We start from the raw sequence: 15,272 nt of genomic DNA, 5'->3' as shown, positions 1-15,272 counted from the left end.
GAGTGAATACTGAGGGGTCAAGATGCTTCGCCTGTTGCTCTGGGTGGGTTTGCTATGCTGGGCCACCGCCGTGAACGCGGGCATCACGGTGACCTGCGTCACGGAGGAAAACCGGCCCGTCAATTTTCTGGAAAACGGCAGGGTCACCGGCTTCAGCACCGAGGTCGTCGAGGCGGTCCTCAAGGAAATCGATGTGCAGGCCAGCATCCAGATCATGCCGTGGGCGCGCGCCTACGCGACCGCGCTGCACAGCGAGAACGTGCTGATCTTCTCCATCATGCGAACCGCCGAGCGGGAGCATCTGTTCAAGTGGGTCGGCGTGGTCTCGCCGCCCGACAGCTCCTATCTGTTCGCCCTGCGCGAACGCAAGCTTAAGCTGGACAATCTCGGCGACGCGCGCAACTACAAGATCGGCACCATCAACAGCGACGCGCGCGAGCAGTATCTGGAATCCAGGGGCTTCGTCAAGGGCCGTCATTTGCACGGCAATGCCTTGCCGAGGACAACCTACGAAAAGCTGAAGCTGGGGCGCGTCGACTTGTGGGCCATGAGCGAGATGGTCGCGACCGACATTGTGCGGCGTGACGGCGGCGATCCGTCGCAGGTGCTGGCGCGCGTGCTGCACCTCGCCGACCTGGGAAGCGGCGGCAGCTACATGGCGTTCGGCACGAAGACCGATGACCTGCTGGTGGAGCGCTTCCGCAGGGGGCTGGAAACCGTCAAGGCCAACGGTACCTTCGCGGCCCTGCAGAAGAAGTGGTTCTAGCCGCAGGGCCGTGGCGCCTTAGTGCCCGTGATGGCCATTGCCGCCCGACGGTTTGCGCACTGTAACTTCGACGTCCGGCTTTTTCACCAGCGGCATGGACTGCCCGCCGGCGCTGGCGCTGCGCTGCGGCGCGGGCAGCTCGCCGGTCCATTCGTAGGCTACCGTGCCGGCCGGGTGCTTGTACCAGCCCGGATCGGAATAGTCGCCGCGCTTCTGGTCCTTGCGTACCTTCAGCACGGTGAACATGCCGCCCATCTCCACGCCGCCGAACGGGCCTTCGCCCGTCATCATCGGCAGCGTATTTTCCGGCAGCGGCATTTCCATGCCGCCCATGGAGCCGCCCTTCTCACCCATGACCATGTAGCCCGGCACGATCTTGTTGATCTTCTCTGCCACGCCGCGATGGTCGACACCGATCAGGTTGGGCACGCCGTGCCCCATGGCGTTCATGGTGTGGTGCGACTTGTGGCAGTGCAGCGCCCAGTCACCCAGGTCGGTGGCAACGAACTCGATGGCGCGCATCTGGCCCACGGCGATATCGGTCGTGACCTCCGGCCAGCGCGACGCCGGCGGGGTCCAGCCGCCGTCGGTGCCGGTGACGACAAATTCGTGACCGTGCATGTGGATCGGATGGTTGGTCATGGTCAGGTTGCCGACCCGGATGCGCACCTTGTCGTTCTGCCGCACGTGCAGAGAATCGATGCCCGGGAACACCCGGCTATTGAAGGTCCACAGGTTGAAATCGAGCATGGTGTTGGTCTTCGGCGTGTAGCTGCCCGGCTCGACGTCGTAGGCGCTCAGCAGGAATACGAAGTCTCGGTCCACCGCGTGCAAGGAGGGATCTTTCGGGTGGGTTACCCAGAAACCCATCATGCCCATGGCCATTTGCGTCATTTCGTCTGCATGCGGGTGGTACATGAAAGTGCCGGGACGCTTGGCCACGAACTCGTAGACGAAGGTCTTGCCGGGCGCGATGCCGGGCTGTGTCAGGCCGGTCACGCCGTCCATGCCGTTCGGCAGGCGCTGGCCGTGCCAGTGCACGCTGGTCTGCTCGGGCAGCTTGTTGGTGACAAAAATGCGTACACGGTCGCCCTCCACCACTTCGATGGTCGGGCCGGGTGACTGGCCGTTATAGCCCCACAGGTTTGCCTTCATGCCAGGCGCCAGCTCGCGCACCACCGGTTCGGCCACCAGGTGGAATTCCTTGACGCCGTTGTTCATGCGCCATGGCAGCGACCATCCGTTCAACGTGACTACCGGATTGAAGGGCCGGCCGTTGGGCGGTGGCGGCGGCACCACCGTTCTGGGGCTGTCCATCAGCATGGCTTCGGGCAGGGTCGCGGCCCCGGCTTTGCTGACGGCGGCAGCGCTGACGGCGACCGCGCCGGCGCCCTTGAAAAAGTCTCGGCGTGAAAACATGCTTAATTCCTCGGTTCGTTATTGCCGCCACCGTTGATGGCGGAGTGGAGCTCGCTCTCGGCGATCCAGAAGTCGCGCTGGCTGTCGATGGCGGCGTTGACGCTGGCCAGTTGCTCGCGCGAGTCGGCCAGCAGTTCGAATACGCTGGCCAGCATGCCGTTGTAGCGCAGCATGACTTCATCGGAAATCTGCTTGCGCAGCGGTACCACGTCGTCGCGGTAGTGGCGCGCGATGTCGTAGGTGGTGCGATAGGCCGAGTAGGCCTCGCGCACTTCGGAGCGCGCCCGCACCGCGGTGTCCGCCGTGCGGTGTACCGCCTGCATGTACAGCGCTTCGGCGCGTGCCACGTTGGCCCCGCCCCAGTCGAACAGCGGCAATTCCAGCGAGATCTCGTAGCCGTTCCCGCGCGGCGCGCCGGTGCTGCTCTTGTTTGTATAGCCTGCGTCGAAGACATTGAAAAAGCGGCTGGCCTTGGTCAGCCCGAGCGCGGAAGCAGTGGCATCCACGTCGCGCCGCGCCGCCAGCACGTCGAGCCGCTGCGACAGCGCGCGCGCCTCGGCATTGCCGGGTTCCTGCGGCTGCGCCGGCAAGTCCGGCAAGCGGTCGGGCAGACTGAAGTTCTGCTGCTCACCCCACAGGCCCAGCAGCCGGATCAGCTTCTCTCGGCTGGCCGCCGCTGCGTGGCGGGTGCGCGCCAGCTGCGTCATCGCGTCCTGATGGAAGGCGCGCTCGCGGGCCTGGTCCAGCTTGCTCCAGTTGCCAACCTTGGCCATATTCGCCGCCAGCATGGCGGACGCCTCGGCGGCGCCGCGCACTTGCTCGGCAAACGCTGCCGACTGCGCGGCTGCCACCGCCATGTAGTAGGCGCGGCGGGTGTCAGCCGCCAGCCGCACCGCCTGCAATGCCGCTTGCAGCTTGGCCTGCTCGAATCGGCCTTGTTCAATACGGTGCCGCGCCGGCAAGGTCAGCAGCCCGGCCAGGTCGAAGCTTATGCTGCGTTCGATCTCCTTGTCGTTGCCGCCCCGCACCCGGCTAAAGCCGAAGCTGGGGTTGCGCAGGCGGCCGGCCTGCACGAACTCGGCTTCAGACAGGCCCAGTTCGGCCAATGAGGCTTTCAGCGCTGGGCTGTTCAACAAGGCAATCTGCACCGCCGTGTCCGCACTGAGCGGCTGGGACAGCAGCGACTGCACCTGTGCATTGCCGGCGCCATCTTCCTGCGCGGTTTGCTTGGTAAAGGCAGCAGGCTGGCCGATGCGCTCCCGGGTCAGGCGCGAGACGTCATTGAGTCCGCCATCCGGCGACAGGCTGGCGCAGCCTGCCAGCAATACGGCCGACATCGCCGCCGCCATGCGGCCCAGCGCGGGCGTGGGTAAGTTCTGCATGTTAGTGGCCTTTCTTGTGCATGTCGTGGCCCTCGTGGACCTTGTTCTTCCTTTGGTGCTGATGGCCGTCATGGTCCTTCTGTTCCTTATGTCCCTGGTGCGGGTCCTGGTGGCCCTGGTGCGGATCGGCAGCCGGTTGCCGGGCCGGCTCCGTGCCGTGGCCTGCATGACCGCCATGACCGCCGTGGCCCGAGCCGCCGGTGACGTCGCGGTTGGCCTGGATCCACACCTTGTCGGGCGTGGTGGCAGGGTCAGGGGTTGGCTGGCTGGTAAAGATGGACCGGTATTGCAGAGCAGGCACGGCGGCGTTGGCGTCCGTCACAGCCGCCGGCGGGCGGGCGACCTGTGCGTGCACCAGCAACGGCGCGCCAACGGCTGCCAGTAGCAGCAAGCTGAAGCGATTCATGATGTTCTTTCTAAAGGGGAATGAAGGCCCGCCGCCGCAGCGCCGGGCAAGGCGGGCCGCAGCCCGCGCCTATATCGATGCTTAGGCGTTGTGGCGCGGCGGACGCTTGGGCGTTGCCGGAACGTGGGCAATCATCGCAGGCTCGGCTGCGGATGGCGCGACCGTGGAGAAGGCAGCGGGGAAAACCGGGGAAGGCATGGCCGGCGGCGCGGACGCGCCCGTGCAGCAACTTGCGCACTGGCTACACTTGCCATGGCTTTCCGCAGCATCGCCGCCATCGTGGCCGGCGCAGTCATGGCCGCCGTTTGCCGGAACGGCGGCGGCCACGCCGGCCATGTCCGCACAGTGCTGGCTGGCGGCCATGGCGTGGTGCGCGGCGGGCGGCGCTTGCCTACCATGGCTTTCCATGCCTGTGCCAGCCGTGCCGGCGCATGGGATACCGGCGAACGCGTTCCCCTGCAGCGGCATTGCTGCTATCAACATCCACAACAGGAAACGGAAAAGTATACGCATGAGTGTGCAAATGGTACAGCAGCCGGCCAAACCATGGCAAGTCGAGTAAGGTAAGCATACGCTACACCTTCCCATTGCGGGAAGGTCAAGCACTTTTCCGCCTATTCGGCCGTCCGTCTTCACAGGCGCAGCCGGATCTGCTTTTCGATCTCGAGCAGCGCGAACAGCACCACGCCGGTGCCGGCCACCAGCAAGCCGTCCAGCCAGGGCACCGGGCGGGTCGCGAACCACGCCTGCATGGGCGGCAAATAGGTCACGGCGAACTGGGCAGCCGTCACCATGGCGATGGTCGCCCACACCGCCCTGGTGCCGCGCAGGCCCTTCCACGTCAGCGAAGTGCCGTAGATGTTGCGGATGAAGAACAGGTGGAAGACCTCCATCACCACCAGCGTATTGAGCGCCATGGTGCGCGCCAGTTCGATCGGATAGCCCTTGGCCAGCGCGTAGTTGAGTATGCCCGACACTCCACCCACGAACAGCAGCGACACCAGGACGATGTGCCAGGCCAGCGCCGGTCCGATCAGCGCCTCGCTGCGGGCGCGCGGAGGACGTACCATGGTGTTGTCCTCGGTCGGCTCGAACGCCAGCGCGACCCCCAGCGTGGACGCCGTCACCAGGTTGACCCACAGGATCTGCACCGGCGTGACCGGCAGCACCGTGCCGAACAGCAGGGCAGCCACGATGGTGGCGGCCTCGCCTGCGTTGGTCGGCAAGGTCCAGCTAATAACCTTCTTGAGGTTGTCATAGACCGTCCTGCCCTCGCGGACCGCCGCCACGATGGTGGCGAAATTGTCGTCGGCCAGCACCAGCAGCGCCGCCTCCTTGGCCGCCTCGCTACCCTTGCGCCCCATCGCGATACCGGCGTCGGCACGCTTGAGTGCGGGAGCGTCGTTGACGCCGTCGCCCGTCATGGCCACCGTCATGCCTTGCGCCTGCAGCGCCATCACCAGGCGCAGTTTGTGCTCCGGGCTGGTGCGCGCAAATACATTGCACGATGCGGCCGCGCCGCGCAGGGCCATGTCGTCCATGCCGTCCAGGTCGGCGCCGGTCAGCACCTGGCCGGCACCGGCCAGCCCGACTTGCCGGCCGATGGCCGCAGCGGTGCTGGCGTGGTCGCCGGTAATCATCTTGACGGCGATGCCGGCCGCATGGCACTGTGCTATCGCGTTCACCGCTTCGAGGCGCGGCGGATCGACCATGCCCACCATTCCGAGCAGCGTCAGCGGCCCTTCAACCGTGCTGTGTTCCAGCACTGCAGTGGCACCGGGAGCGGGCAGCGCGGCGAAGGCAAGTAGCCGCTGGCCACGGCCCGCCAGCGACTCGGCCTGCCGCTCCCAATAGCCACGGTCCAGCGCCGCGGTGGCGCCGCCTTCGGCGCGCTGGCTGCGGCACATGGCCAGTACCCGCTCGGGCGCTCCCTTCACATACACCACCGCATGGTGGAGATGGTCGTGGTGCAGCGTCGCCATGTAGCGGTGGCGGGCGTCGAAGGCGATGGCGTCGGTACGGCGCCAGAAGCGCCGCTCGCCGGATGCGTCTATGCCCATCTTGCCGCTGAACGCCAGCAGCGCTCCTTCCATCGGGTCGCCCTCGACCGACCAGGTGCCGGTGCGGTCGTGCAGCTCGGCGTCGTTGCACAATACCGCCGCCCTCGCCAGTTCCTCCAGCACGGCAAACTCGCCGGCGTCCACTTCGGTTTCATCCAGGTGCAGCGCGCCGGTCGGCGCATAGCCATCGCCCTGCAGCGTGAAGACGTGCCCGGCGGTGACGACCGCGCCCACCATCATCTCGTTGCGGGTCAGCGTGCCGGTTTTATCGGTGCAGATCACCGACACCGCGCCGATCGACTCGATGGCCGGCAAGCGGCGGACGATCGCCTTGCGCCGCGCCATGGCCTGCACGCCGGCCGCCAGGGTCACCGTCATCACGGCCGGCAGCCCTTCCGGGATCGCTGCCACCGACAGCCCAACCACCGCCATGAAGATCTCGCCGAACGGGTAACGCCCAACGAAATAGCCATACGCCAGCATCAAGCCCGCCAGCAGCAGGATCAGCGCGGTCAGCCAGCGCGACAGCACCGTCATCTGCCGGACCAGCGGCGTATCGGGTACGCCCACCTCGGTCAGCATGCCGCTGATACGGCCAATCTGCGTGCAGGCTCCGGTGGCCACCACCACGCCGTGCGCCTGTCCGGTGGCAACGATGGTGCCCGAGAACAGCATGTTGGCACGGTCGCCGAGCGCGGCACCGGCGGCCACCGGTGCGCAGTGCTTCGCTGCCGTGGCTGATTCGCCCGTCAGGATCGCCTCCTGCACCGAGACCGCATGAGCAGACAGCAGCCGCAAGTCGGCCGGCACCTTGTCGCCGGCCTCCACCAGCACGATGTCGCCCGGCACCAGCGATTCGGCCCCCACGGTGGCGCGCCGGCCCTCCCGCAGCACGGTGGCAGCCGGCGCCAGCATGTCGCGGATCGCGTCCATTGCCCGCTCGGTCTTGCCTTCCTGGGCCAGGCCGATGACGGCGTTGACCAGTACCACCGCCAGGATCACGGCGCTGTCGACCCAGTGCTGCAGCGCGCCCGTCACGGCCACGCATGCCAGCAGGACGTAAATCAGCGCGTTATTGAATTGGCGCAGGAAGGCCATCACCAGACTGGGCCTGGGCGGCGCCGGCATGCGGTTCGGCCCGGACAGCGCGGCTCGCCGCGTGCACTCCTCGCCGGCCAGGCCTTGCGCGCCGGTCTGCAGGCGCGCCAGGACCTCGGCCGCCGTCCAGGCGTGCCATGCATCGGCGGGAATCGGTGTCAGATGATTTTCCATGGTTAGGTCCGCCTTGAGCAGGCGCCATTATGGGGCGCCCCTATTGAAACTTCGTTGATCCAGATCAAAAATAACCGGGCGGTGAAGCCGCGCGGCTCGTAAGCTGCAAGTTGTGGGGTTCCTGCACAGGCCGCCGCACACGCTTGATTCGGCCTGGCGGCGTGCGTAGTATGGTGCACGTCAAACCGCTGGAGTTCGCCATGGAATCCGCATTGCCCGTCAATGAACTCAAGGTCGACCGGTGGCAGCGCAGCCGGCAGAAGGCTTTCAAGGAAGTGCCGGACGAAGGCCGCACCATCACCTATCTCGGCAAGAAGTTCCACGTCTATCCGGACACCTTCTGGCCCTTCCTCGACAGCCAGCCGCTGGTGCGCAATTTCCGCATCGAACCCGGTGAGAGCGTGCTCGATGTGGGCACCGGCTCCGGCGTCATCGCCATTTTCAGCTGTTACGCGCAGGCCGGGCGCGTCCTGGCGCTGGACATCAACCCGGCGGCGGTGCGCAGCGCCACCCACAACGCGCACGAACATGGCTTCGACGGCGTCATGGAAGTGCGCCGCTCCGACCTGTTCGACGAGGTGGGCGGCGAGCAGTTCGACGTCATTACCGCCAACCTGCCCTTCCGCAACAAGCCCGCGCACGACGTGGTGGCCCGTTCGCAGTGGGACACCGAGTTTCAAACCAATACCCGCTTCTTCCGTGAAGCCGGCAAGTATTTGAAGCCTGGCGGCCGGATCTACTTCTCGCATTCCAATTTCGGCGCCGTGGACGAGGTCAAGCGGCTGGCGGCGGAAGCCGGTTTTAGCATCGCGCTGCTGGCCAGCAGCGTGCCCGGCGAAGCCGAAGAGCGCCAGTTCTACGCCTTCCTGTTCCAGCGCGCCACGTCCGCCTAGCGGCGATGGACAGCCTGCTTGCCAGCGTCAACTCCCTGCGCGCCGTGCCCCACGCGCCCTGGCGCGCCAGCGTGCGCCGCGTGGCGGTCATTCTCACCAGTTCGCGCTCGGGCTCCACGCTGTTCAAGGCGGCCATGGCCAGCCACCCCGGCGTGGCAGCGCTGGACGGTGAAGCCGAGCCCTTCCTGGCGCTGAGCGGCAATGGCTTCGGCCAGGACGCGGCCTGCGCCAGCGACGCTATCGACCGCCTGGCACAGCCGGACAGACTGGCCGACAACATCTTCGATGGCCTGAGCATCGCCACCGCGCACATCGCCCCGCTGGGCGAGCTGCAGCAGCGCTGGAGCAAGCGTTTGCTGCTGCAATTTCCTGCCCTGTTCGGCACGCGGGACGCCTACGCGCGTCTGCAGCAGGCGCTGGCCGCATCGTTCGGCGCCGCCTGCGAGCAAGCCCCCGGCCAGGGCCGCGCCATCGCACAGCAGGACGTGGCCAGGGCCGTGCTGGCCGGCATATTCGGGGGCGAACACTGGCGCCTGGACTATTATGACGGCAAGATCGGCCCCGGCGAATGCCGTCCTTTCGCGGAGGCAGCCAAGATCGAGGAGCCGCCTTTCGTGCTGCCCGACCTGCGGCGCCGGCGCTGCACCGAGGACGATGCGGCCAGCAAGGTGCTACTGTTCAAGACGCCGTCCGATGCCTACCGCCCGGGCCTCTATCAGCAGCTGTTTCCCAACGCGGACGTGCGCCACATCCACCTGACGCGCGGCTACGCGCAGTGCGTCAACGGCCTGATGGACGGCTGGCTGTCGCCCACCGGCTTCTTTTCGCACGACATGGCGCGCGCCGGCGCCGAACTGGCCATCGAGGGTTACTCCAATTTCCGCGCCTTCGGGCGCCGCTGGTGGAAATTCGACCTGCCGCCGAACTGGCGCGCCTACGCGCGCAGCAGCCTGGAGCTGGTGTGCCTGAACCAGTGGCTGTCCTGCCACCGCCATATCCTGGACAGCGGCGTGGCCGCGCACCGCGTCGCGTTCGAAGACTTCCTGGCCGATCCCGCCGGCACGCTGGCGCGCGTGTACGGCTGGCTGGACCTGCCGCCGCCGCCGGACCTGTGCGGGCGCCAGCTGCCGGTGACCATGGCCACCGAAACACCGGCGCCCGGCCGCTGGCGCAAGCGCCGCTTGCTGCTGGAACCGCTGGCCCGCCTGCCCGACGTCGCGCGCACCATGCGCGAACTGGGCTACGGCGCCGAGCCGGAGGCGTGGCAATGAGCGGCGCGGCGGTACGGCGGCTGCTGGCACCTTATCTGATGGGGCAGCGGCGCGACGGCCTGCGCCAGGTCGCCAAGCTGGACGAGCATCCCTGGACCATCATCGCCCCGCCCGAGCAACCGCCTGTCACCATTGCGGACAAGAACGAGCAGCTGCGCAGCATGGGTACCATCTACGCCCTGCTGGCCGAGCAAGTCCGGCTGGCCGTGCGCACCGGCGAGCTGCCGCTCAGCATCTGCGGCGACTGCGTCTCATCCATAGGCATGCTGGCGGGCTTGCAGCAGGCCGGATGCGAGCCGCAACGCATCCTGTGGCTGGACGCGCACGGCGACTTCCATACCTGGGCCACCACCCAGACGCAATATCTGGGCGGCATGCCGCTGGCCATGCTGGTGGGCCGGCCCGACCGGCGCAAGGAACAGCGCGACAGCATCGCCGCCATGCGCGCGCAGGTGGGCGCGCGCCCCTATCCCGAGGAGCGCATCGTGTTGTCCGACGCGCGCGACCTGGATCCCGGCGAAGACGAAGCCTTGCGCGCTTCCGCCATCGTGCACAGCGAATGGGACGATGTACTCACGCACTTGTCGTCCGGCGAAACCCTGTACCTGCATTTCGACACCGATGTGCTGGACGAGTCGCAGCGCATGCCCGCGCTGAAATACCATGTGCCCAACGGCCCTGGCCTGGAGCAGATGGCGGCCCTGTTCGAGCGCCTGCGCGGCTTTCCGCTGGTTGGCGTATCCGTTTCGTCCTGGCATGGAGAGCAGGACAGCGGCGGCCAGGCAGCGCGCGCCTGCCTGGACCTGCTGCGGGTGCTGCTGCCTTAGTCGCGCTGCGGCGCTCCCAGCGGGAACAGGTGCCGGAACTGCCGCGCCTCTTCCACCGCCCTGGCGAAGGACGGGCGGGCCAGCAGGCGGGCGCGGTAAGCCCTCAGCACCGGATAGCTGGCCGAAATGGGATGCGTCCAGTCGGCGTAGAACAGCGACGGCGCCGCAGCGCAGTCGGCCAGCGAGAACTCGGCGCCGGCGGCCCAGCCCTTGCCTGCGAGATGGCGCTCCAGCCAGGCGTAGGCCATTTCCAGTTTGCCGGCGGCGTAGGCCAGCGCTTCCTCCCGTTTGGCCGTTACACCTGTCAACGCACCGCCTACCGCATGCTGCATCGGTGTCATCACGTGCAGGTCGAAAAAGCGGTCCATAAAGCGCACGTCGAGCGCCGCCGTGGCGTCCGCAGGCAGCAGCCGCACCGGTCCGGGATGGACTATCTGCAGGTACTCGATGATGATGCTGCTCTCGGCCAGGTCGCGCTCGCCGTCCACCAGCAAGGGGAACTTGTTCAGCGGCCAGCGGCGCTGCCACTCGGCAGCGTGCTGCGGCGTATCCGGGCCCAGACAGCGGAATTCGAACGGCGTGCCGTTTTCGTACAGCGCAATCAGCACTTTCTGCGTGTACGAGGAAAACGGATGGCCGTACAGCGCAAGCTGCGTGCCGGTCCCGGCAGCCAGGCCGCCGTGCTCGCGCAGATAATTGTCCAGCTTGGCCAGGTGCTGTTTGCCGCCCTCGATGGCGCCGTATTTTTCCACCACCTCGTCGCGCGCCGCCTGGCTGTCATACAGCTGGCGCAAAGTGATCAGGGTGCCGCCGGCAGTCTCTTCAAGCACGATGCTGGCCTCGAACCAGACCCGGGCGCCGTCGCCGTGCTCGTACACCAGGCGTGACGGCGGCGTAATCTCCTTGTACACGGAACGATTGGGATAGCGGGCGCCATCCGGGCCCACCATGTCAAACGTCCAGGCGCCGCCGACCCGGAAGTCCATGGCCACGTTCTCATTGCGGAAACCATCCGGCCCCCACCATCTGTTCACGTGCTCGGGCACGGTCATGGCCTTCCATATCAATTCGCGTGGAAACGGCAGTTCCCGTTGCAGCACCAGTTCGCGTTCACTCGTTGCCATCGTCTCTTCCTTTCTCGTTTTGCAGGACATGCAGGTAGTCTTCCAGGCGGTCCAGGCGCGACTGCCACACCTTGCGCTGTTCGTCTATCCAGCCGGAAGCGCTGTTCAGGGGCGCCGCTTCCAGCCGGCACAAACGCCACTGGGCGCTCTTGCTGCGGCTGATCAGTTCGGCCCGCTCCAGCACCTTGAGATGCTTGGTTACCGCAGGCAGCGACATCTCGAACGGTTCGGCAAGTTCACCCACGGTGGCGGTGCCCCGGCTCAAGCGAGCCAGCATGGCGCGCCGGGCCGGGTGGGCCAGCGCGGTAAACACCGCATCCAATTGGCTTTCGTATTTAACCATTAGGTTAAATTAGCACGCTGCGCCAGCCGGGTCAATGGCGATTCAGGCAAAGTGTGGCGCTTGACATGATTCATGACACAAGATATGTTACCAAAAGTTGCTCTACGGGAAGTCCATGGTAACTGTCCCGAGCACATCGCAAGCCGCCTCACACAGGCGGCTTTTAATTGGCAAGTCAATATGACGGTTGTCATTTTTAACTTGAAACTGTTTCATGGGAGGTAGCATGCACCACATGCCATATCGAAGAAATCCATCCATCCAAGGGCTACCTCTCGCCCTTTCCTTGCTGCTGGCCGCTTGCGGCGGTGGCGGCGGCAGCGAAAGCAAAGTCAGCGGCGGCCCAACCTTGCTCAGCTCCAGCATCCAGGGCGGCAGTTCGGCCAGGGGCATGGCCGCAGCCGGCGCTGCGCAGGAAACGGCATTGACGCCGGTGGGCGCCAGCGCCACCTCGGCCGAACGCGGCGACCTGGCTGCCGCCGCCGCCATCGACGGCAGCGTCAGCACGCGCTGGGGCAGCGCCTTTTCGGACGAGCAATCGCTGACGCTGGATTTCGGCGCCTCCGTGCCCATCAACCGGGTCCGCATCGACTGGGAAAATGCGCACGCCACGCAGTACCTGCTGCAAACCTCGGAAGACGGCGCGAACTGGACCACCATCAAGGCGGTCGAAGGCAGTAGCGGCGGTTCCGAAGACTGGACCGCCCTCACCGGGCAAGGCCGCTACCTGCGCATGCAGGGCGTGAAGCGTTCCACCGGCTACGGCTATTCGATTTTCGAGATCCAGGCCTATTCGGGCGGCACGGTGGTGCAGCCTGAGCCGGCCCCGCAGCCCGATCCTGGAAGCGATCCCGGCCCGATCGACACATCCCGTCCCGGCGTCCTGCTCAAACCGGTTGCGGCGGCCTCGTCCCAGCCGGAAAACGGTGGCCTGGCTGCCGGCCAGGCGATCGACGGCAAGTTGGCCACGCGCTGGGCCAGCAAGGCCGAGAACGGCGCCTGGATCCAGTTCGACTTTGGCGCCAAAACCCGCGTCGGCTACATGAAGCTGCAATGGGAGAACGCCTACGGCAAGCAGTACGCGCTGCAAGCGTCGGACGACGGCCAGAACTGGTCGCAGGCGCGCTACGTCGGCAACGGCCAGGGCGGCACCGAAGAGTTCTTCAACCTCGGCATCCACGCCCGCTACGTTCGCCTGCAAGGCATCGCGCGCGCCACCAGCTACGGCTATTCGCTGTTCGAAGTGGAGTTCAAGTCGCCAGGCAGCGACAACACGCTGCCCACGTCCGTCACCTCGGCCCTGAAATTCCCGGCCAGCGGGTCCGGCTGGGCGCCCCTGCCGTCCGCCGCCGAACCGCTGGAAACGCTGCAGTTCACGCTGCCGGACGGCACCCTGGTCACCCGTTTCGGCGCACGCGGGCTGGCCCGCCACGGCCGCGAACGCGGCGAGGAATGGAACGAGATCGGCTACGGCCCGAACGAGACCGTGGATCCGGTCACCGGTATGCCGCGCGACAAAGGCCCGGGCAACTACCTGACCTTCGTGCCGCAGTACTTCAAGAACCGCACCTGGGGCGTGGAGGTGATCGACAACAGCCGCGTGGCCGGCGTGACCAAGCCTACCTTGACCGTGAACCAGTACACCACGGTGGACTTCCTCAAGGGTGGCGTGGCCTTCTTCCGCGCCATCGACCGGCCCGGCGTCACCGGCTACGGCTGGATGGCGCCCGGGCAGCTGATCAACGACAATATCGACATCTGCAAGCCGGTCGCCTACCCGGCAAACAACCGGCTGAGCAATGCAGACGGCATCAACGGCGGCTGCACCATCCAGGTGAAGAACTACCCGGGCATGAACGCGCTGGACGCCAACGGCTTCCCGAACGGCCAGAACATCCCTGCCCGGCCGCTGGTGGTGGGCGATGTGATCGAAGTGTCGCCCTCCATGTTCAGCACCGCCGAGTCCATGCAGGCCAAGGGCGACAGCGGCGGCGTGCGCTACTACTCCGCCGAGTGGATCTACGTGGTGGGCACCGGTTTGCGGCCATGGTACGGCGTGCAGCCGCGCCTGAACTCGGTGCCGCTGCCGGCCGAAACGCTGTCCGGCGGCGACGGCTCGGTGTCCTATAACTACTCGGACAACGGCCTGTTCATGTTCCAGCAGCCGCACAACAACATCGGCATGCAGAACGTGCAACGTTTCGTCGAAGGCCGCCGCCTGGTGCATACCAGCTTCACCACCGGCGATCACAACGAGCCCGGCAACGACCGCTACACGGCAGCCGTTGGCCTGCAAGGCCAGCGCTTCAACCAGTCCGCCTGCATCGGCTGCCACGTCAACAACGGCCGCAGCCCGGCGCCGTTTGCCGCCAACCAGCTGCTCGACACCATGTCGGTGCGGGTTGCCGCCACCAACGCTGCCGGCCAGCAGGTGCCGCATCCGCTGTACGGCGCGGCGGTGCAGATGCACGCCATCTCGGCCAGCGGCGCGCCGCAAAACTGGGGCACCGGGGTGCGCGTGGCGGGCTTTGAAACGCGCACCGCCAGGCTGGCGGATGGCAGCGCCGTGGAACTGCGCAAGCCGGTGCTGGGCTTCGAAGGGGCGGTGCCGGAAATGCACTCGCTGCGCGCGGCCCAGCCCATGATAGGCGCGGGCCTGCTGGAAGCGGTGCCCGAGGCGGACATCCTGTCGCGCGCCGGCAGCACGCCGGACGCCGACGGCGTCAAGGGCGTGCCGAACTGGGTGTTCGACCCGGAAACCGGCGCCGTGCGGCTGGGCCGCTTCGGCTGGAAGGCGTCCAAGGCCTCGCTGCGCCACCAGGCTGCCGCCGCGCTGCTGCAGGACATGGCTGTCACCTCGCCGGTCTACCCCAACCGCTCCTGCGCCACCGATCCTGCAGGCTGCGCCAAGGCCAGCCCGCAGAAGGGCATGACGGAAGCGGACCTGCAGTCCATTTCGCGCTACCTGGCGCTGGTGGCTGTGCCCGCACAGCGCAGCATGCCGAGCGGCTTCCCGAAAGGCGTGGCGCCGCTGGACGAACACCGTGTGGACGCGCAGCAGGTCAGCACCGGAGCCCGGCTGTTCCAGGCCATGCGTTGCGCCGCCTGCCACACGGTGGAGATGAAGACCGGCAGCGGCCACCTGTTCGCAGAACTGCGCAACCAGACCATCCGCCCCTACACCGACCTGCTGCTGCACGACATGGGCGAAGGCCTGGCGGACAAGGTGGTGGAAGGCCAGGCGAAGGGCCATATGTGGCGTACCGCGCCGCTGTGGGGCATAGGCTACACCGACAAAGTGCTGGGCAACGGCGGCCAGGCCGGCTACCTGCACGACGGCCGCGCCCGCACATTGACCGAAGCCGTCATGTGGCACGGCGGCGAAGCCAACGCCGCGCGCCAGCGCTTTGAAGGCTTGAGCAAAACCGACCGCGAAGCCCTGCTTGCATTCCTGAAGTCGTTGTAGCGCAGCGTTGGCGGCCCGGTGCGCGGTTGAGAAAGCCGCGCGC

12 protein-coding genes and 1 pseudogene are annotated in these 15,272 nt (G+C 66.7%); 5 read left to right on the top strand and 8 right to left on the bottom strand.

The window, feature by feature from the left end:
- The first annotated feature begins 22 nt into the window (after positions 1 to 22).
- A complete protein-coding gene (locus ASD15_RS19125; protein ID WP_082551951.1) occupies positions 23 to 766 on the top strand; it encodes an ABC transporter substrate-binding protein in 744 nt (247 codons plus the stop codon).
- Between the two features lie 18 nt (positions 767 to 784).
- On the opposite strand, the gene ASD15_RS19120 is transcribed toward ASD15_RS19125, so the two are convergent.
- From ASD15_RS19120 to ASD15_RS19100, 5 genes are all read right to left on the bottom strand, one after another.
- Complete coding sequence (locus ASD15_RS19120; protein ID WP_057156599.1) at positions 785 to 2,185, bottom strand: multicopper oxidase family protein; 1,401 nt, start codon at positions 2,183 to 2,185, stop codon at positions 785 to 787.
- Positions 2,186 to 2,187: 2 nt separating this feature from the next.
- A complete protein-coding gene (locus ASD15_RS19115; RefSeq protein WP_057156598.1) occupies positions 2,188 to 3,567 on the bottom strand; it encodes a TolC family protein in 1,380 nt (459 codons plus the stop codon).
- Position 3,568: 1 nt separating this feature from the next.
- Positions 3,569 to 3,973 (bottom strand): hypothetical protein, encoded by a 405-nt coding sequence (locus tag ASD15_RS19110; protein WP_057156596.1) that lies wholly within the window; start codon positions 3,971 to 3,973, stop codon positions 3,569 to 3,571.
- 81 nt (positions 3,974 to 4,054) lie between these two features.
- On the bottom strand, positions 4,055 to 4,381 hold the full coding sequence (locus ASD15_RS19105; RefSeq protein ID WP_157201017.1) for a hypothetical protein: 327 nt from the start codon (positions 4,379 to 4,381) through the stop codon (positions 4,055 to 4,057).
- 224 nt (positions 4,382 to 4,605) lie between these two features.
- A complete protein-coding gene (locus tag ASD15_RS19100) occupies positions 4,606 to 7,305 on the bottom strand; it encodes an HAD-IC family P-type ATPase (RefSeq protein ID WP_057156594.1) in 2,700 nt (899 codons plus the stop codon).
- 200 nt (positions 7,306 to 7,505) lie between these two features.
- Here ASD15_RS19100 and ASD15_RS19095 point away from each other — a divergent pair, with 200 nt between their 5' ends.
- The 3 genes from ASD15_RS19095 to ASD15_RS19085 are packed head-to-tail and all read left to right on the top strand — an operon-like array spanning position 7,506 to position 10,296.
- On the top strand, positions 7,506 to 8,198 hold the full coding sequence (locus tag ASD15_RS19095; RefSeq protein ID WP_057156775.1) for a methyltransferase: 693 nt from the start codon (positions 7,506 to 7,508) through the stop codon (positions 8,196 to 8,198).
- Between the two features lie 5 nt (positions 8,199 to 8,203).
- Positions 8,204 to 9,469 carry a sulfotransferase gene (locus ASD15_RS19090; RefSeq protein WP_057156592.1) on the top strand — a complete coding sequence of 422 codons (1,266 nt, stop codon included), beginning with the start codon at positions 8,204 to 8,206 and terminating at the stop codon, positions 9,467 to 9,469.
- Entirely contained in the window at positions 9,466 to 10,296 is an 831-nt protein-coding gene (locus ASD15_RS19085) for an arginase family protein (protein ID WP_057156591.1), read from the top strand. Before ASD15_RS19090 ends, ASD15_RS19085 begins: the two co-directional genes overlap by 4 nt.
- On the opposite strand, the gene ASD15_RS33275 is transcribed toward ASD15_RS19085, so the two are convergent.
- The 3 genes and pseudogenes from ASD15_RS33275 to ASD15_RS19075 all read right to left on the bottom strand — a co-directional run bounded on the left by ASD15_RS33275 (position 10,293) and on the right by ASD15_RS19075 (position 11,733).
- Positions 10,293 to 10,970, bottom strand: a complete 678-nt coding sequence (locus ASD15_RS33275; protein ID WP_057156774.1) for a glutathione S-transferase family protein — start codon at positions 10,968 to 10,970, stop codon at positions 10,293 to 10,295. The genes ASD15_RS19085 and ASD15_RS33275 overlap by 4 nt on opposite strands.
- A 27-nt stretch (positions 10,971 to 10,997) precedes the next feature.
- Positions 10,998 to 11,420: pseudogene (locus tag ASD15_RS33270) on the bottom strand (SRPBCC domain-containing protein); the annotation flags it as partial.
- Positions 11,407 to 11,733 (bottom strand): helix-turn-helix transcriptional regulator, encoded by a 327-nt coding sequence (locus ASD15_RS19075; protein WP_307188289.1) that lies wholly within the window; start codon positions 11,731 to 11,733, stop codon positions 11,407 to 11,409. The gene ASD15_RS19075 and the pseudogene ASD15_RS33270, both read right to left, overlap by 14 nt.
- A gap of 256 nt (positions 11,734 to 11,989) precedes the next feature.
- On the opposite strand from ASD15_RS19075, the gene ASD15_RS19070 reads away from it, so the two are divergent.
- Complete coding sequence (locus tag ASD15_RS19070) at positions 11,990 to 15,229, top strand: di-heme oxidoredictase family protein (protein ID WP_373888189.1); 3,240 nt, start codon at positions 11,990 to 11,992, stop codon at positions 15,227 to 15,229.
- The last annotated feature ends 43 nt before the right edge of the window (positions 15,230 to 15,272 follow it).

Source organism: Massilia sp. Root351 (assembly GCF_001425045.1).
Classification (GTDB): domain Bacteria; phylum Pseudomonadota; class Gammaproteobacteria; order Burkholderiales; family Burkholderiaceae_D; genus Rugamonas.
This window is presented reverse-complemented; position numbering and strand designations above follow the sequence as displayed.